This window comes from Streptomyces sp. NPDC003248 (assembly GCF_055563235.1).
Genome location: NZ_JBVHDT010000017.1, coordinates 101,072 through 118,033 on the forward strand (window position 1 = coordinate 101,072; position 16,962 = coordinate 118,033).

18 protein-coding genes are annotated in these 16,962 nt (G+C 74.5%); 11 read left to right on the forward strand and 7 right to left on the reverse strand.

Annotated elements, in window-relative coordinates:
* Positions 1 to 8: 8 nt before the first annotated feature.
* Positions 9 to 1,250, reverse strand: coding sequence for an inorganic phosphate transporter (locus ACZ3KJ_RS30290; RefSeq protein WP_467531638.1), 1,242 nt, complete (start codon positions 1,248 to 1,250; stop codon positions 9 to 11).
* Positions 1,251 to 1,398: 148 nt separating this feature from the next.
* Between ACZ3KJ_RS30290 and ACZ3KJ_RS30295 the strand changes: the two genes are divergently transcribed.
* The 3 genes from ACZ3KJ_RS30295 (at position 1,399) to ACZ3KJ_RS30305 (ending at position 5,369) form a co-directional block, all read left to right on the forward strand.
* Positions 1,399 to 2,091, forward strand: coding sequence for a class II aldolase/adducin family protein (locus ACZ3KJ_RS30295; protein WP_467531640.1), 693 nt, complete (start codon positions 1,399 to 1,401; stop codon positions 2,089 to 2,091).
* A gap of 380 nt (positions 2,092 to 2,471) precedes the next feature.
* Entirely contained in the window at positions 2,472 to 3,599 is a 1,128-nt protein-coding gene (locus tag ACZ3KJ_RS30300; protein ID WP_467531642.1) for an alpha/beta hydrolase, read from the forward strand.
* Positions 3,600 to 3,935: 336 nt separating this feature from the next.
* The gene (locus ACZ3KJ_RS30305) at positions 3,936 to 5,369 is read left to right on the forward strand and encodes a hypothetical protein (RefSeq protein ID WP_467531643.1); all 1,434 of its coding nucleotides are present in this window, start codon (positions 3,936 to 3,938) and stop codon (positions 5,367 to 5,369) included.
* 49 nt (positions 5,370 to 5,418) lie between these two features.
* Here ACZ3KJ_RS30305 and ACZ3KJ_RS30310 read toward each other — a convergent pair whose 3' ends face one another.
* Positions 5,419 to 5,832 (reverse strand): VOC family protein, encoded by a 414-nt coding sequence (locus tag ACZ3KJ_RS30310; protein WP_467531645.1) that lies wholly within the window; start codon positions 5,830 to 5,832, stop codon positions 5,419 to 5,421.
* 231 nt (positions 5,833 to 6,063) lie between these two features.
* Here ACZ3KJ_RS30310 and ACZ3KJ_RS30315 point away from each other — a divergent pair, with 231 nt between their 5' ends.
* From ACZ3KJ_RS30315 to ACZ3KJ_RS30325, 3 genes are all read left to right on the forward strand, one after another.
* Entirely contained in the window at positions 6,064 to 7,662 is a 1,599-nt protein-coding gene (locus tag ACZ3KJ_RS30315; protein WP_467531647.1) for an ABC-F family ATP-binding cassette domain-containing protein, read from the forward strand.
* Between the two features lie 335 nt (positions 7,663 to 7,997).
* On the forward strand, positions 7,998 to 8,219 hold the full coding sequence (locus tag ACZ3KJ_RS30320; RefSeq protein ID WP_004002281.1) for a helix-turn-helix domain-containing protein: 222 nt from the start codon (positions 7,998 to 8,000) through the stop codon (positions 8,217 to 8,219).
* A gap of 161 nt (positions 8,220 to 8,380) precedes the next feature.
* On the forward strand, positions 8,381 to 9,184 hold the full coding sequence (locus tag ACZ3KJ_RS30325; RefSeq protein ID WP_467531648.1) for an enoyl-CoA hydratase/isomerase family protein: 804 nt from the start codon (positions 8,381 to 8,383) through the stop codon (positions 9,182 to 9,184).
* 148 nt (positions 9,185 to 9,332) lie between these two features.
* Here ACZ3KJ_RS30325 and ACZ3KJ_RS30330 read toward each other — a convergent pair whose 3' ends face one another.
* Complete coding sequence (locus tag ACZ3KJ_RS30330; protein WP_467531650.1) at positions 9,333 to 10,076, reverse strand: nucleopolyhedrovirus P10 family protein; 744 nt, start codon at positions 10,074 to 10,076, stop codon at positions 9,333 to 9,335.
* Positions 10,077 to 10,162: 86 nt separating this feature from the next.
* Here ACZ3KJ_RS30330 and ACZ3KJ_RS30335 point away from each other — a divergent pair, with 86 nt between their 5' ends.
* The 5 genes from ACZ3KJ_RS30335 to amaP are packed head-to-tail and all read left to right on the forward strand — an operon-like array spanning position 10,163 to position 12,515.
* Positions 10,163 to 10,645: an Asp23/Gls24 family envelope stress response protein gene (locus tag ACZ3KJ_RS30335; protein WP_467531651.1), complete on the forward strand. Its 483-nt coding sequence runs from the start codon at positions 10,163 to 10,165 to the stop codon at positions 10,643 to 10,645.
* Between the two features lie 34 nt (positions 10,646 to 10,679).
* On the forward strand, positions 10,680 to 10,865 hold the full coding sequence (locus ACZ3KJ_RS30340) for a hypothetical protein (RefSeq protein ID WP_467531652.1): 186 nt from the start codon (positions 10,680 to 10,682) through the stop codon (positions 10,863 to 10,865).
* Positions 10,862 to 11,284, forward strand: a complete 423-nt coding sequence (locus ACZ3KJ_RS30345; protein ID WP_467531653.1) for an Asp23/Gls24 family envelope stress response protein — start codon at positions 10,862 to 10,864, stop codon at positions 11,282 to 11,284. The genes ACZ3KJ_RS30340 and ACZ3KJ_RS30345 overlap by 4 nt, the downstream gene beginning before the upstream one ends.
* Positions 11,281 to 11,931 (forward strand): DUF6286 domain-containing protein, encoded by a 651-nt coding sequence (locus ACZ3KJ_RS30350; RefSeq protein ID WP_467531655.1) that lies wholly within the window; start codon positions 11,281 to 11,283, stop codon positions 11,929 to 11,931. The genes ACZ3KJ_RS30345 and ACZ3KJ_RS30350 overlap by 4 nt, the downstream gene beginning before the upstream one ends.
* On the forward strand, positions 11,928 to 12,515 hold the full coding sequence (gene amaP / locus ACZ3KJ_RS30355; protein WP_467531656.1) for an alkaline shock response membrane anchor protein AmaP: 588 nt from the start codon (positions 11,928 to 11,930) through the stop codon (positions 12,513 to 12,515). Before ACZ3KJ_RS30350 ends, amaP begins: the two co-directional genes overlap by 4 nt.
* 530 nt (positions 12,516 to 13,045) lie before the next feature.
* Here amaP and ACZ3KJ_RS30360 read toward each other — a convergent pair.
* From ACZ3KJ_RS30360 to ACZ3KJ_RS30375, 4 genes are all read right to left on the reverse strand, one after another.
* Positions 13,046 to 13,801, reverse strand: coding sequence for an SDR family oxidoreductase (locus ACZ3KJ_RS30360; RefSeq protein ID WP_467531658.1), 756 nt, complete (start codon positions 13,799 to 13,801; stop codon positions 13,046 to 13,048).
* Positions 13,802 to 13,805: 4 nt separating this feature from the next.
* Positions 13,806 to 15,593, reverse strand: a complete 1,788-nt coding sequence (locus tag ACZ3KJ_RS30365; protein ID WP_467531659.1) for a glycoside hydrolase family 15 protein — start codon at positions 15,591 to 15,593, stop codon at positions 13,806 to 13,808.
* A gap of 92 nt (positions 15,594 to 15,685) precedes the next feature.
* Complete coding sequence (locus tag ACZ3KJ_RS30370) at positions 15,686 to 16,477, reverse strand: SURF1 family cytochrome oxidase biogenesis protein (RefSeq protein ID WP_467531661.1); 792 nt, start codon at positions 16,475 to 16,477, stop codon at positions 15,686 to 15,688.
* Between the two features lie 48 nt (positions 16,478 to 16,525).
* Positions 16,526 to 16,759, reverse strand: a complete 234-nt coding sequence (locus tag ACZ3KJ_RS30375; RefSeq protein ID WP_188291435.1) for a hypothetical protein — start codon at positions 16,757 to 16,759, stop codon at positions 16,526 to 16,528.
* Positions 16,760 to 16,962: the final 203 nt, after the last annotated feature.

Here is a 16,962-nt window from a genome sequence, read left to right on the forward strand (position 1 = left end):
GGGCGGGCTCAGGCGGCGGGAGCCGTCGGCTCGGTGGCGATGGCCGGTGCGGCCGGCGACGGGACGGCGGCGGCCGGCCCGTCCGGGACCGTGCCCGCCGGGGGCGGGGTGACGGCCGCGATCGCCGTGGTGACCACGCCGGCCGGCTCGTCGGACCCGTTGACGTTCGACGCGTCCACGACCTCGTGCCGGGACTTCTTCCAGATCGCGGCGCTGGAGGCGACCAGGAAGACCGCGACGAGGCCCGTGCCCCAGGCGCCGAAGCCGGTGACGTACTCGGCGAGCGCGCCGACGACGGCCGCGGCCGGCAGGGTCAGGCCCCAGGCGACGAACATCCGGGTGGCCGTCGACCAGCGGACGACGCCGCCCTTGCGGCCCAGCCCCGCGCCCATCACCGCGCCGGAGACCGAGTGCGTGGTGGAGAGGGAGAAGCCGAGGTGGGAGGAGGCGAGGATGACGGTGGCCGCGCTGGTCTGGGCGGCGAAGCCCTGCTGCGGCTGGAGGTCGGTCAGGCCCTTGCCCATGGTGCGGATGATGCGCCAGCCGCCCAGGTAGGTGCCGAGCGCGATGGCGAGGCCCGCGGAGAGGATGACCCACAGCGGCGGGTCGGAGTCGGGGGCGACGGCGCCGCCGGCGACCAGGGCGAGGGTGATGATGCCCATCGTCTTCTGCGCGTCGTTGGTGCCGTGGGCGAGGGAGACCAGGCCCGCCGAGGCGATCTGGCCGGCCCGGTAGCCCTTCTCGGCCGCCTTGCCGTCGGCCTTCCGGCCGAGCGTGTACGACAGGCGGGTGGCGAACATCGCGGCGACGCCGGCCACGATCGGGGCGGCGACCGCCGGGAGCAGCACCTTGGTGACGAGCACGTCGCCGTGGACCGCGCCGACGCCCGCCGAGGCGATGGTGGCGCCGACCAGACCGCCCATGAGGGCGTGCGAGGAACTGGAGGGGAGTCCGACCAGCCAGGTCAGGAGGTTCCAGAGGATCGCGCCGACCAGGGCGGCGAAGATGACCTCGGGACGGATGCCGGTCTCGTCGACGAGACCCTTGGAGATCGTGTTGGCGACCTCCACCGAGAGGAATGCGCCTACAAGGTTGAGCACGGCGGACATGGCCACCGCGACCTTGGGCTTGAGCGCGCCGGTCGAGATGGTCGTGGCCATCGCGTTGGCGGTGTCGTGGAAACCGTTCGTGAAATCGAACGCGAGTGCGGTTACCACCACAATCGCGAGGATCAGCGAGAAGTTTTCCATTTACCCAGGCAATCGTTCGAGGTCATTGGCTGGATGAAGGTAGGTAACCTGGGTGAACGGAAGGTGAACTGAGTCGGGCTTCGGGATGACTGTCTGCGGAGTCCCGGATTCCGGCCGGCCGGGCGCCGCCCCTGGCAGGATCATGGGCATGGCTGAACCGCGACGTGACCCCCGCCACGACACCGCCGGCACACCGGGGACGGAGGAGACCCGGGCCTGGTCGGACCTGCTGGCGACGGCCCGCCGCACCGCCGCCGACGGGCTCGTCGTCGGCACCTCCGGCAACGTCTCGGTCCGGGTCGGCGACACCGTGCTCGTCACCCCCTCCGGGGTGCCCTACGACCGCCTCACGCCCGACGACATCACCGGCGTCCGCCTCGACGGCCGGCAGGTGCTCGGCACCCTGGTCCCCACCAGCGAGCTGCCGATGCACCTCGCCGTCTACCGCACCACCGACGCCCGCGCCGTCGTCCACACCCACGCCGTGCACGCCACGGCCGTCTCCACCCTCGTGACCGAACTCCCGCCCGTCCACTACATGGTCTGCGCCCTCGGCGGCTCCGTCCGGGTCGCCCCCTACGCCACCTACGGCACCCAGGAACTGGCGGACAACATGCTCCGGGCCCTCGACGGCCGCACCGGCTGCCTCCTCCAGAACCACGGCACCCTCACCCACGGCGCCACCCTCGACCAGGCCTACGACCGCACCGCCCAGCTGGAGTGGATGTGCCGGCTGTGGCTCACCGCGTCGTCCGTGCCCGGCCGCACCCCGACCCTCCTGACACCGGAGCAGCTGACGGCGGTGGCGGAGCGGCTGGGGGGCTACGGGCAGCGCGCCTGACCGCGCGGCCCGCGGCACGCCGTGCTCCTTCGCTCCGGCCCGCGGCACGCCGTGCTCCAGCCTCTGGGACGGCCTTACTCCGCCCGTGACGGCGCCGTGCTCCGGCCTCTGACTGGCCGTGTTCCGGCCTGTGGCGCGCCCGTGCTCGGGATTCGGTAGGACCGCGTTCCGGCCTGTGGCGCGCCGTGCTCCGGCCTCTGACTGGCCGTGTTCCGGCCTGTGGCGCGCCGTGCTCGGGCCTCGGTAGGGCCGTGTTCCGGCCCGTGGCGCCCCGCGCTCCGGCCCCTGGTGCGGCCGTGCTCCAGCCCCTGGTAAGCCGTGCTCCGTTCCGCCCCGTGCCACCACTGGCCGGGCGGACGATCGGCCGGGACACTGGACGGGTGCGCACTGTCACCGCGACGGCCGCCGCCGTCACCGCAGCCCTGGCCGCCGGCGCCGCCAGTGTCGCCGCCGGCCGGTTCGCCAGCGACGCCGCGCTCAAGGCGCCGCCCGGCCGCCCCCTGCCCACCGAACCCCGGCTCACCGTGCACGGCACCGCCGCCGGCCAGATCGTGCTCACCCGCGACCTGGCCGCCCTGCGGCCCGGCACCTACGGCCTCGGCGGGAACGGCTCCCACGCGGTCGTCGGCCCGGTCCTGGCCACCGCGTCCCCCTCCGCCGACACCGTCGTCCGCCGCCTCGAACGCGTCACCCACGGCACGCTGAGCCCCGGCGACGCGGTGTGGCTCACCCCCAACCTGCACGTCGGCACCCCGAGCGGCGCGCTCGGCCTCGACCACGCCGACGTCGACGTCCCCGGCGAGCTCGGACCGCTGCCCGCCTGGTTCGTCCCCGGCGCCCGCCGCACCTGGGTGATCGCCGTGCACGGCCTGGGCGCCACCCGGGAGCACGTGCTCAACCTCGCCGGCTTCCTGCACCGCCGGCGCTTCCCGGTGCTCGCCCTCGCCTACCGCGGCGACCTCGGCGCGCCCCGCCCCCCGGACGGCCTCAACCACCTCGGCGCCACCGAGTGGCGGGACGTCGACGCGGCCCTGCGGTACGCCGCTCGGTACGGCGCCGAACGCGTCGTCCTGCTCGGCTGGTCCACCGGCGCCACCATGGCCCTGCGGGCCGCCGCCCGCTCCGGGCTGCGCGACCTCGTCGCGGGGCTGGTGCTGGACTCCCCGGTGCTCGACTGGCAGGCCACCCTGCGCGCCCTCGCCGCCGCCCGCCACACCCCCGGCGCGCTGCTGCCCCTCGCCGTCCGCGCCGCGCAGGGCCGCGCCGGCCTGGACGCCCACCAGCCCGACGAGGCGGCGGACCCCTCCCGCCTGCACGTCCCGGCCCTGGTCTTCCACGGCCCCGACGACCCGGTCGCCCCCTGGGAGGCCACCCGCCGGCTCGCCGCCCGGCGCCCCGACCTCGTCACCCTCCACCCCGTCCGGCAGGCCCCCCACGCCGCCATGTGGAACGCCGACCCCGCCGCCTACGAGGAAGTCCTGCGCCGCTTCCTGACCCCGCTGATGTGACCGCCGCCGGAGGGCAGCGCGGCGGCGCTCCGCCAAGGGGCCGCCACCCCCCCCCGCCCGCGGGCCGCCATGCCCATGTCCGAGCCCCAGCGCCGAGGGGCCGCCACCCTCCCGCCCGAGGGGCCGCCGCCCTGCGTCCGCTCACCGGCACCAGGCGTCCCCGCGCTCCCGCGCGCACCGGGCCGCGCACCCCGTCCCGAAGGTTCCGTTTAACCCCGTACCAGTGGCTTGATCACGTCTCCTCACCCGCCTCCGGCCCCCGTCCCGGGACCGGGTCCCCGCCCCGCCAGGGCATTCCGTTTGGGTTTTCGGACCGTCAACCGGAAGACTGCACCCGTGACGTCCCGTATCCCGCGCGACTCCAGGCTTCGACTCGTCCGCCCGCGACCCCTGGCCGCCGCCCCCACAGCTGTGAACCAGCGGCGCCCGCGCCGCCCCGCACCCCGTCCGCCGGAGGGCACGCCGGCCCGGGCCGAGCTGGCCGGAATGGCGCGCTCAAGGCTCGCCGCCGCCGCCCGCGTCGCCCGCTGGGCCGACGCCGCCCTGGGCCCCGGCCGCAACGGGGCGACCGACGACGGCAAGGCCACCTTCTCCGACACGACCGCCGCACGGGCGGCGGCCGAGCTCGCCCTCACCCCGGCGCAGGTGCGCGCCGACTGGGACACCGCCCGTCTCGCCGGCCTCGTCGAGGTGCACGGCGACAGCGCCCGCCCCGGCTGGCGCCTGCGCGCCTGGGACCGCGACGACAGCGCGGTGCTGCGCGGCTGGGTGGCCCTGTTCGACGCCTGGTCGCTCGCCACCCCCGAGCCCCCGGAGCAGGAGCCCGGCGCCGTCGCCGAGGTCGTCTCCGCCATGCCGCAGGTCCTCTCCTTCCTCCAGCTCTCCGCCGGACCCGTCCCGGTGGACCAGCTCCTCGACCTCCTCGGCCAGCGCGTCACCGAACTGCGCACCGAACGCTGCGAGGTCTCCTACGGCCCCGAGGCCGCCACCGCGAAACCCGAGGCCCCGGCCTCCTCCGCCGACGCCGACCCGGCGGAGGAGGCCAGGGCCCCGGAACTCGCCCCGCTCCTCGACTGGGCCCTGGACGCCCTCGCCTCCGTCGGTGCCCTCACCTGCGGCGACGGACAGGCCACGCTCACCCCGCTCGGCAGCTGGGCGGTCTGGGTCAAGCTGGAGCAGATCTGCGTCGCCGCGCAGAGCCCCGCGGGCAACATCGAGGTCGCCGCCGAGGAGATGCTCCGCGGCTGCGCCCAGCTCCGCCCGAACGCGGCCCGCGCCGAGTACCGCGCCTGGCTCGCCGCCCGGCCCGTCGGCAGCGCCGTCACCGAGCTGCTGTCGGCCGCCCGCGGCGAGGACGCCCTGCTGCGCGGCCTCGCCTTCGAGGCGCTGCGCGTCGTCGGCGCCCCCGCCGAACCCGACGTCCGCGCCGTCGTCGAGGAGCCGGCCCTGCGGCCGTACGCCCTGCTCTGGCTCGCCGAGCACGACGGCGCCGACCCCGAGGACGCGCACGAGGTGCTCACCCGCGAGGAGGCGACCTGGCTGTGGGTCGACACCGCGGCCGCCGTCGCCGACCACGGCGAGGCGCCGATGCTGGTGCGGCACCTGGAGTCCGCGGTGCAGCCGACCGTCCCCGCGCTCCTGAACGAGGTGCGCGCCGTCGGACACCCGCGCACCGTGCAGGTCCTGGTCGCGCTCGCCGCCGCGCACCCCGACCCGGCGCTGGCCAAGGCCGTCCGGCGGGCCGCCTTCCAGGTCCACACCGGGGGCTGACTTCCCGACGGCCCCCTCGGCGGCCCCCTCGGCGGCTCGGGGGCGGCCGTCAGCCCTGCACCTCGGGCGCGTACGTGCCGAAGCTCCAGATGTTGCCCTCGGCGTCCCGGGCCATGTAGTCCCGGGAGCCGTAGTCCTGGTCCGTCGGGGGCATCAGGATCTCCGCGCCGTGCTCCACGGCCCGCCGGTGGTGGGCGTCGACGTCGTCGACCACGACGTACACCCCCGCCGGGCCGGCGTCCTTCATCGCGGTGTCGAAGACACCGCCGCGCCCCTTCGAGCCGAGCATCACCGCGCCGTTGCCCTGCACCAGCTCGGCGTGGAGCACGGAGCCGTCCTCCCCCTCGTACACCGACAGCTCGGTGAAGCCGAACGCCTCGGTGAGCTGCCGGATCGCCGCCTTCGCGTCCCGGTACAGCACTGTCGGGAAGATGCTCGGACGCCCGCCGTTCGTCCCTGCCATGCCGATCACTCCCTCGTGATCCCGCCGGAATCCCTCGTCCGCCGCCCAGTGTGGCAGCCGGCACCGACAACGCCCCGGAACGGCGCCCCGCCAAGATCGAACACCCGAACCAGAAAAACTGGTTGCACAACCCCGTTAGACTGGCCCCCATGGCCATTCTCCTCGCGCATTAGACGGCGGGAACGTCCTCAGCCGCCCATCCCGCCAACGACCCCGCACAGGAGTCTGACCGTGATCTCCGCCTCCGGCATCGAGCTGCGCGCCGGTGCCCGCATCCTCATCGAGAACGCCTCCTTCCGCGTCGCCAAGGGCGACCGCATCGGCCTGGTCGGCCGCAACGGCGCCGGCAAGACGACCCTGACCAAGGTCCTGGCGGGCGAGGGCATCCCCGCCGGCGGCCAGGTCACCCGCTCCGGCGAGGTCGGCTACCTCCCGCAGGACCCCCGCACCGGCGACCTGGACGTCCTCGCCCGCGACCGCATCCTCTCCGCGCGCGGCCTCGACGTCCTGATCCGCAAGATGCGCGACAACGAGCAGCGCATCGCCAACGGCCAGGGCTCCACCCGCGAGAAGGCCCTCAAGCAGTACGAGCGCCAGGAGACCGAGTTCCTCACCAAGGGCGGGTACGCCGCCGAGGCCGAGGCCGCCACCATCGCCGCCGCGCTCAACCTGCCCGACCGCGTGCTCGGCCAGCCCCTGCACACGCTCTCCGGCGGTCAGCGCCGCCGGGTCGAGCTGGCCCGCATCCTGTTCTCCGACGCGGACACCCTGCTCCTCGACGAGCCGACCAACCACCTCGACGCCGACTCGATCGTCTGGCTGCGGGACTACCTCAAGACCTACCGCGGCGGCTTCATCGTCATCTCCCACGACGTCGACCTGGTCGAGACGGTCGTCAACAAGGTGTTCTACCTGGACGCCAACCGCTCCCAGATCGACGTCTACAACATGGGCTGGAAGCTCTACCAGCAGCAGCGCGAGGCCGACGAGAAGCGCCGCAAGCGCGAGCGCGCCAACGCCGAGAAGAAGGCCGCCGCCCTGCACTCGCAGGCCGACAAGATGCGCGCCAAGGCCACCAAGACGGTCGCCGCGCAGAACATGGCCCGCCGCGCCGACAAGCTGCTCTCCGGCCTGGAGGCCGTCCGCCAGTCCGACAAGGTCGCCAAGCTCCGCTTCCCCGAGCCCGCGCCCTGCGGCAGGACGCCGCTGATGGCGGAGGGCCTGTCGAAGTCGTACGGCTCGCTGGAGATCTTCACCGACGTCGACCTCGCCATCGACAAGGGCTCCCGGGTCGTCATCCTCGGCCTCAACGGCGCCGGCAAGACCACCCTGCTGCGCCTGCTCGGCGGGGTGGAGCAGCCCGACACCGGCAAGGTCGTCCCCGGCCACGGCCTCAAGCTCGGCTACTACGCCCAGGAGCACGAGACCCTCGACCCCGAGCGCACGGTCCTGGAGAACATGCGCTCCGCCGCCCCCGACATGGACCTCGTCGAGGTCCGCAAGGTGCTCGGCTCGTTCCTGTTCTCCGGCGACGACGTCGACAAGCCGGCCGGCGTCCTCTCCGGCGGCGAGAAGACCCGTCTGGCCCTGGCCACCCTCGTGGTCTCCTCCGCCAACGTGCTGCTGCTCGACGAGCCCACCAACAACCTCGACCCGGCCAGCCGCGAGGAGATCCTCGGCGCGCTGCGCACCTACAAGGGCGCGGTCGTCCTCGTCACCCACGACGAGGGCGCCGTCGAGGCCCTCCAGCCCGAGCGGATCATCCTGCTCCCCGACGGCGTCGAGGACCTGTGGGGCTCCGACTACGCGGATCTCGTCGCCCTGGCGTGATCGAACGGGTGATCCACGGCGTATGGATCATTCGGCCTACCGGTGATCCATCATCTGTGTGAGATCTCCTCGTATCGAGGTGTGTCCTACACCCATCTCGCGGCCGATCCCTTTGTCGACAAGGGATCGGCCGTCGTGCGTCCCTGACCTGGCACTTCTCCGATGCACCCGTTCGGCCCCACGAACGCCGTCGTGCGGAATGGCGGATTCCGTTCGTGGGGACGTGCTCCTGTCGTCACAACCCTGTCGCACGGACCTTGCCGAATGGGTGGCCATCACGCCCCGGAGGGGTGATCATGAGGAGACCAGAGCGCACTTCCCATGAGGAGGCACGGGTGGCCGAGACTCTGAAGAAGGGCAGCCGGGTGACCGGCGCCGCGCGCGACAAGCTCGCGGCAGACCTGAAGAAAAAGTACGACTCCGGTGCGAGCATCCGGGCGCTGGCCGAGGAGACCGGCCGCTCGTATGGCTTCGTCCACCGGATGCTCAGCGAGTCGGGCGTCACGCTTCGTGGGCGTGGCGGTGCGACGCGGGGCAAGAAGGCCGCCTCGTCCTGATCCCGGGCGGCCCACCGGCTTCGATGGTGGCCACCCGGTCGATCTCCCCCCGGGCCCGTGAGGGGCCCGGGGGATCCGCGGACCGGCCGGGTGGTTACTGTGCAGTCACTTAGCGATGCTGCCCGCATCGCTCCGCGGACCGCACCCATCGGAGGCGCCCCATGGCTTCGCCCGACCAGGAACTCGCTCCCCTGCTCGACCAGGACGGCGTACGGCTCACCGTCGACGACGCGCTCGCCACGGTGACGCTGGCCAACCCGGCCAAGCGCAACGCGCAGAGCCCCGCCATGTGGCGGGCGCTCGCCGAAGCCGGGCGCCGGCTGCCGGGCTCCGTCCGGGTGGTCGTGCTGCGCGGCGAGGGCAAGTCCTTCTCCGCCGGGCTCGACCGGCAGATGTTCACGCCCGAGGGGATCGAGGGCGAACCCTCCTTCATCGACCTCGCGCGCAGTGGCGACGCCGAACTCGACGCCGCCATCGCCGGGTTCCAGGAGGGCTTCACCTGGTGGCGACGGAACGACCTGGTGTCGATCGCCGCCGTCCAGGGCCACGCCATCGGCGCCGGCTTCCAGCTGGCGCTCGCCTGTGACCTGCGCGTCGTCGCCGACGACGTGCAGTTCGCGATGCGCGAGACCAGCCTCGGGCTGGTGCCCGACCTCACCGGCACGCACCCCCTCGTCAGCCTGGTCGGCTACGGCCGGGCCGTCGAGATGTGCCTGACCGGCCGTTTCGTGCACGCGGAGGAGGCGGTCGGCTGCGGCCTCGCCACCGTCGCGGTGCCCGTGGCCGAGCTGGACACGACGGTGCGCGACCTGGCCGCGGCGATCCTGGCCGCCCCCAGGGACGCGGTCGTCGAGACCAAGGCACTGCTGCGCGGCGCCGACGACCGCACCTACGACGAACAGCGGGCCGCCGAACGCGCCGCCCAGGCCCGACGGCTGCGGGACCTGGCGGGCGCCGGCGAATGAACGGGCGGCAGCGCACGGGCGCGCGTTCGGTGCGTGGGCGCGCGCCGGTGAAGGGGGGCGCGCCGGTGGTCGAGCGGGCGGTGATCGAGCGTGCGCCGGTGGTCAAGTGCGCACTGGTGGTTGAGCGTGTGCCGGTGTTCGAGTGGGCTCAGCTCACCGCGGTGACCAGCACCGCCACCGTCGGCTGCTGATCCCGCAGCACCTCCGTGACCGCGCCGCGGACCTCCCGGGCCACGTCCAGGGCCCGGTGGTCCGCCCCCACCCCGAACTCCACGCGCGCGTGGGAGCGCGGCAGCGCCGCGGCCGTCCCGGCCCGCCGCGCCTCGATCCGCACCGCCCGTCCGAGCGCGGCCGTCAGCCCCGTCACCCCCGGCACGGCGAGGACCGCCGCGGCGACGCGCGCCTCGTCCCCCTCCCCGGCCGCCCCCGACAGCCGCAGGGCGACCCGGCCGCCCGGCACCCCCTCCGGTTCCCGGCCCTCCGCGTCCTCCTCGCCCCGGTCGAGGAGAGCCGTCACCCGCAGGTCCACCTCCGCCACCTCCAGGCCGAGCCGCTCCGCCGCGACCGTCGCCAGCGCCGTCCGCAGCCGGTCCGCGGTGGCCGGCAGGGGGTCGGCGGCCTCCGCGACGAAGTCCGCCGTCACCCGGAGTGGACCCGGCGGCAGCGCGCTCGGCGGCGCCGGGACGGCAGGCTCGTACCCGCCCTCCGGATCGGCCGGCGCGATCCGCAGCACCCCCAGGCGTACGCCCCGCAGTCCCCCCACCGCCCGGCGCAGCACCGCCTCCGCCGCGCTCTCCGCGATCCACGCACCGTCCCGCGGCCCACCGAGAGGGAGCAGCCTGCCCAGGCCGAGCTGATCCCGTACCGCACGCGTCCATCTGTCCGCCGTCATTCCTCCAGCCTGCCCCATCCCGGCGCGCGTCCGGGCAACCGCGCTTACCGTGGTCGAAGGAATACGACCGAAAAGGACGTACGGTGATGAGCGAGACATCGGAGCAGAACCGGACGCAGACCCCGGACGTGGGAACCGATCCGGCGCAGACCCGCAAGCCCACCAGGCGTGGCGGGGGCGCCCCGGGCAGCCGGGGCCGTACCACCATCGCCGACGGAGTCGTGGAGAAGATCGCCGGACTGGCGGCACGGGACGTCGTCGGCGTCCATGCCATGGGCAGCGGTCTGAGCCGCACCTTCGGCGCGGTGCGGGAGCGGGTGCCCGGCGGGTCGAAGTCCGTGACCCGGGGCGTCAAGGCCGAGGTCGGCGAGGTGCAGACCGCGCTCGACCTGGAGATCGTCGTCGACTACGGCGTCGCCATCGCGGACGTCGCCAGGGACGTACGGGAGAACGTGGTCGCGGCCGTGGAGCGGATGACCGGCCTCGAGGTCGTCGAGGTCAACATCGCGGTGAGCGACGTCAAGCTGCCGGAGGAAGAAGAAGAGGAACCGGAGACCCGGATCCAGTGACAGCCATCCGGGCGACCGGTGAGGGGAGACCACCTTGAGCATGGCCGTGGTCGGCTTGATCGCCGGCATGGCGTTGGGCTTCGCCGGGTACTTCGGCGGGTTCGGGGCCTTTCTGCTGGTGGCGGCGCTGGGCGCCGTCGGCTTCGTCGTCGGCCGGTTCCTGGAAGGGGACCTGGAGCTCGGCGAGCTCTTCCGCACGCGTGACGGCCGCCGCCGGTGACGTCCGTGAGCGTGGGGAAGAACGACGCGCCCGGCCGGGGTCCGGACGTCGTGCCGCCGCGAGAGCGCGGCGCGACGCGGATCGCCGACCGGGTCGTCGCCAAGGTGGCGGCCCAGGCCGCCCGTGAGGCGGTGGGCCCGCTGCCGCCGGAGGCCGCGCGCCCGCACGCCACCGTCGTCGTACGCCCCCACTCCTCCCACCGTTCGAGCGGGGGGACGCCCGTCGAGGCCGCCCACATCAGCGTCCACCTCGAACTCGGCTATCCGGCCGACATCGGCCCGCGCTGTCACGCGGTGCGTCGTCATGTCGCCGAGCGGGTAGGCGCGTTGGTGGGAATGGAGGTGCCGGAAGTCGCCGTCAGGGTCGAACGGCTGCATCCGACGGCGGCACACGGCGTGGCACACGGGAGGACGCGATGAGCGAGCCCCGGGGCTCCGAGGGCACCACACAGCGGCTACCGGTCCTGGAGAAGACACCCGACGACGCGCCGGAGACACCGGGGACCGAGCCCGCTCCCGCGGCGAGCAGCGGCCGCTTCTGGTCGGCGCGCCGCGTCCCGGCGGCCGTCGTCGCCCTCGCGCTCCTGGGCCTCGCCGGCGCCTTCCTGTACGACATCGCCGCCGTCCGCGCCGGCCGGCCCGCCCTCCAGGCGCGCCGGGAACTCGCCCGGCAGCTCGCCGAACGGCCCCTGGACGACACCTGGGTGCTCGTCGGCGCGGGCGTCGCCGTCGCCCTCGGCCTGTGGCTGATCGTTCTCGCGATGACGCCGGGCCTGCGCGACGTGCTGCCCATGCGGCGCAGCCGGCCGGAGGTCCGCGCCGGTCTCAGCCGCGGCGCCGCCGCGCTGGTGCTGCGCGACCGGGCCATGGAGGTGGCCGGTGTGCAGTCGGTGCGAGTCCGCGTCGGCCGCCGCAGGGCCGACGTCCGCGCGGTCTCCCACTTCCGGGAGCTGGACGACGTACGCGCCGACCTCGACGCCGTGCTCGGTGACGCGGTCCGCGGTCTGGGCCTGGCCCGTCCGCCCGCGTTGAAGGTGCACGTGCGCCGGCTCGGCGGGAAGGGGTGAGGGCGGTGCTCAGGACGGTCGACCGGGTGGTGCTGGGGCTCGTGGGCCTCGTCCTGCTCGCCCTCGGCGGCGCGGTGCTGGCCGTCGGCCTCGGCGTCTCCCCGCCCTCCTGGTGGATCCACGACGGCCCGCACGACGTGCTCCTCAGCACCGCCGAGCGCACCCACTGGCGTGGCGAGGCCTGGTGGTGGCCGGCCGTGCTCGCCGTCCTCACGGTCCTCGTCCTGCTCGCCCTGTGGTGGCTGGTCGCGGTCCTGCGCCGCCACCGGCTCGGCGAGGTCCTCGTCGACACCGGCGACGGCGCGGGCGCCCTGCTGCGCGGCCGGGCCCTGGAGGGGGTCCTGGCCGCCGACGCGACCCGTCTGGACGGCGTGGCCCACGCCCACGCCCACCTGACGGGCCGCAGGGACGCCCCCGCGGTCCGCGTCCGCCTCCTGCTGGAGCCGCACGTCGACCCGGCGGACGCCCTGCACCACCTGACGGCCGAGTCCCTCACCCACGCGCGGGACTCCGCGGCGCTGGCCTCCCTCCCGGCGGAGGTCCGCCTACGGACGGCCAGGCACAAGGCCGAACGGGTGAGCTGAGCGGCCGCGGGGGACGGTGCCCCAGGTGCCGGGTGCCGGGTGCCGGGTGCCGGGTGCCGGGTGCCGGTCATCGGTAACCGGTGGGCCGGTGGGCCGGTGGGCCGGCGGGCGTACCGGCGCACGGCTCCGCCGGCCCACAGCGCGCGCCCGGGGTCGCGCTGGGCCGCGCCCGGCGGAACCCCTGCGTCTCCCACCGGCCGGAAGGCGCGTGCCGTCCTGCCTGCGGGAGCCGTTGTGCCGTCCCGCCGGTCGGGGGCGTGTGCGTCCCGTCGGTCGGAGCCCGTGCGCTGTCCTGCCGGGGGGAGCCGTTGTGCCGTCCGGCCGGTCGGGGCCGGTGTGCCGTCTTGCCGGTCCGGGCCGTTGTGCCGTCCCGCCGGTCGGGGGCGCGTGCGTCCCGTCGGTCGGAGGCCGTGTGCTGTCCTGCCGGTGGGAGCCGAAGTGCCGTCCGGCCGGTCCGGGCCGTCGTGCCCTCCCGCCGGTCCGGGCCGTTGTGCCGTTCTGCCGGTCGGGGCCGGTGTGCCGGGCGGTGGTCAGAAGCCGTGGCGCATGCCGCCGTCGACCGGCAGCATGATGCCGGTGAGGTAGGAGGCGCCCGGGGACAGCAGGAACGCCGCCGTCTTGCCGAATTCCTCCGGCCTGCCGTACCGCCGCAGCGGGATGCGGGACTCGTGGGCGGCCCGCGTGGCCTCCGGATCGGCCGACAGGGCGTCCAGTTCGCGCACCCGGTCCGTGTCGATCCGCGCCGGCAGCAGGCCCACGACCCTGACGCCCCGCGGCCCCAGCTCGTCCGCCAGCGACTTCGCGAACCCCGCGAGCCCCGGCCGCAGCCCGTTCGAGATCGTCAGCCCGGGGATCGGCTCGTGCACCGAACCGGACAGCACGAACCCGATGACACCACCGGCCTCCAGCTCGGCGGCGGCCGCCCGCGCCAGCCGGACGGCGCCGAGGAACACCGACTCGAACGCCGCCTGCCACTGCTCGTCGGTGTTGTCGGCGACGAACCCCGGCGGCGGGCCGCCGACGCTGACGAGCACGCCGTCGAAGCCGCCGAAGTGCTCGCGGGCGGCCGCGATCAGCTGCGCGGGCGCCTGCGGGTCGGCGTTGTCGACGGCCACCCCGACCGCGTTCGGCCCCAGTTCCCGCGCCGCGTCGGCGGCGCGCTGCGCGTCCCGCCCGGTGACGACCACCTTCGCGCCGTCCGCGACCAGCTCGCGCGCGGCGGCGTTGCCGAGGCCGCGCGTGGCCCCGGTGACGACGTACACCCGGTCCTTCAGTCCAAGATCCATGGCCCTATCCTGCCTCCTCGCCGCCGAACAGGGTGAGGGCGGTGTTGACCAGCCCGATGTGGCTGAACGCCTGCGGGTAGTTGCCGAGGTGGCGGCCGCTCACCGGGTCGTACTCCTCGGCCAGCAGCCCCACGTCGTTGGCCAGGCCCACCAGCCGCTCGAACAGCTCGCGGGCCTCCCGCGCACGGCCCGTCAGGTGCAGCGCGTCGGCGAGCCAGAACGAGCACGCCAGGAAGGTGCCCTCGTCGCCGGGGAGGCCGTCGACAGTGGTGCCGTCGGTGCTGTAGCGGCGGACCAGGCCGCCGTGACCGAGCTCCGCGCGGACCGCGTCGACGGTGCCGACCACGCGCGGGTCGTCGGGCGGCAGGAAGCCGACGCGGGGGATCAGCAGCAGCGAGGCGTCCAGCTCGCGCGAGCCGTAGGACTGGGTGAAGGTGTTCCGCTCGGCGTCGTAGCCCTTCGCGCACACCTCGCGGTGCACCTCGTCGCGCAACGCCCGCCAGCCCTCCAGGTCGCCCTTCAGCTCGGGGTGGCGTTCCAGCGCGGTCACGGCCCGGTCGGCGGCCACCCACACCATCACCTTGGAGTGCACGAACTGACGGCGGCCGCCCCGCACCTCCCACAGCCCCTCGTCCGGCTGCCGCCAGTGCTCGCCCAGCCAGGTCATCAGCGAGCACTGCAACGCCCATATGTGCGGTTTGGGTGACATGCCCGCGCTGCGGGCGAGGGACAGGGAGTCCATGACCTCGCCGTAGACGTCCAGTTGCAGCTGGTTCACGGCCCCGTTGCCGATGCGTACGGGCCGGGAGTCCAGGTACCCGGGCAGCCAGGGCAGTTCGCACTCGGGCAGCCGGCGCTCGCCGCCCAGCCCGTACATGATCTGGAGGTCCGCCGGGTCGCCCGCGACGGCGCGCAGCAGCCAGTCGCGCCAGGCCTCGGCCTCCTCCTGGTACCCGGCCGCCAGCAGCGCGCCGAGGGTGAGGGTGGAGTCGCGCAGCCAGCAGTAGCGGTAGTCCCAGTTGCGCAGCCCGCCGATCTCCTCCGGCAGGGAGGTGGTGAGCGCGGCGACGATACCGCCCGTCGGCACGTACGTGAGGGCCTTCAGCGTGATGAGGGAGCGCACGACGGCGTCCCGGTGCGGTCCGTCGTAGCGGCAGCGGGCCGACCACGCCTGCCAGTCCTCGACGCTGGCCCGCAGCGCCTCGTACGGGTCGACGAGCGGCGGCCGCGCGTGGTGCGAGGCGTGCCAGGTCAGCACGAACGCCACCGACTCGCCCTCCGCGACGGTGAACTCCGCGTGCGTGCCGAAGTCCTCGCCCCACGTGCGCACGGCGGGTTCGCTGCGGAACCAGACCGCGTCCGGTCCGGCGACCGCCACCCGGTGGCCGTCGACCCGGCGCATCCAGGGGACGACCCAGCCGTAGTCGAAGCGCAGCCGCAGCGTGGAGCGGACGGTGACCCGGCCGCGCAGGCCCTGCACGACGCGTACGACGTCGGGGGCGCGGTCCCGCTGCGGCATCAGGTCGGTGACGCGGACCGCGCCCTCGTCCGTCTCCCACTCGGTGTCCAGGACGAGGGTGTCGGGGCGGTAGGCGCGCCGGGTGCAGGGCCCGTCGACGCCCTTGGGCGCGATGCGCCAGTGGCCGTTGCGCTCGTCGCCGAGGAGCCGGGCGAAACAGGCGCCGGAGTCGAAGCGGGGCAGGCAGAGCCAGTCGACGGAGCCGTCCAGGCCGACCAGCGCGGCGGTCTGTTCGTCGCCGATCACGGCGTAGTCCTCGATGCGGGGGTGCACGGGGTGCGGGTTCCCGGCTCGCCCCGGGGGCAATCAGGGCTGCGGCCGGGGGAGTGAGAAGCGGTCCGTGGCGGCCGTGCCGCCGGCCCCGGCTACACCGTCGCCGGTTCCGTCCGGTCGGTCTCCTGCCGGGCCGCCTGGGTCCGGTCCCGCCGCTCCCGGCGGACCAGGATCACCCAGCCGACGGGCACGCCCGCGGAGAACAGCCACCACTGGATGGCGTAGGCGTAGTTCAGCGCGGCGTCCTCGTTGCCGGGCTTGCCGATCAGTTCCGGGGTGCCGCCCCGGGGCTCGGGCGCGGTCTGCACGACGTAGCCGCCGAGCACCCGGGCGCCGAGGCGCTCCGCCTCCTGCTCGCTGTTGATCAGCATGACCTGCCGGTCCGGCAGCCCGTCGAGGTTCTTGATGCCGCTCGCCTCGGTCGTCTCGTCGGGCATCAGCCGCCCGGTGACGGTGATCGTGCCGGAGGGGGGCGCCGGGACCTTCGGGAACTCGGTCTGGCTCGTTCCGTCGGCGGGGATCCAGCCGCGGTTGACCAGCAGCACCGTGCCGTCCGTCAGGACGAACGGGGTGAGGACGTGGAAGCCGACCTCCTCGTCCGCGTTGACGCGCCGCCGGACCACGACCTCCCGCTCGGGGTCGAAGCGGCCCTCGGCCGTCACGGTGCGGTAGCGCTCGCCGGTGGTGACGGTGTGCCCCGGAGCGGTCAGCTTCTCCACGGGCACCGGGTCGGCGGTGAGCGCGTCGGAGACCAGCTGGTTGCGGGCGGTGCGCTCCTCGTAGCGGTGCATCTGCCAGAAGCCCAGCCTGATCATCGTGGGGATGAGGAGGAGGGCGACCAGCGTGAGGATCACCCACTGCCGGGACAACAGGAAGCGGTACACCCCACGACCGTACCTCCCGGGCCGTGGGGTGCCTCGGGCAGGGGGCGCTCAGACGCGGTCGACGATGCCCACCTTCCCCTCCGCCCGCGCGCAGTGCGCGCCGCAGTACCAGTGGCCCTCGACCTCGACACCCTGACCGATGATCTGAACACGACAGTGCTCGCAGATGGGGGCCATGCGGTGGATCGCACAGGAGAAGCAGTCGAAGACGTGCACCGCGCCCTGCGCGTGCACCTCGAAGGTCATGCCGTAGTTGTTTCCGCAGACTTCACAGGTCGCCATGGGCCACAGGGTGAGCGGTCGCGGTGGCGCGGGCGAGCGGGCGGCGGGCGAGTCGTGCGGCAATCACCCGTACGTACGGGTCGCGGCGAGGCGGTCGGCGGCCCCGCCCGTCGGGCGCCCCGGGGGCACCCGTCCGCAGGAGGCATCCGTCCGCAGGGGTGATCCTTCCGGCAGGAGTGATCCTTCTTGCAGGGGTCATCCGT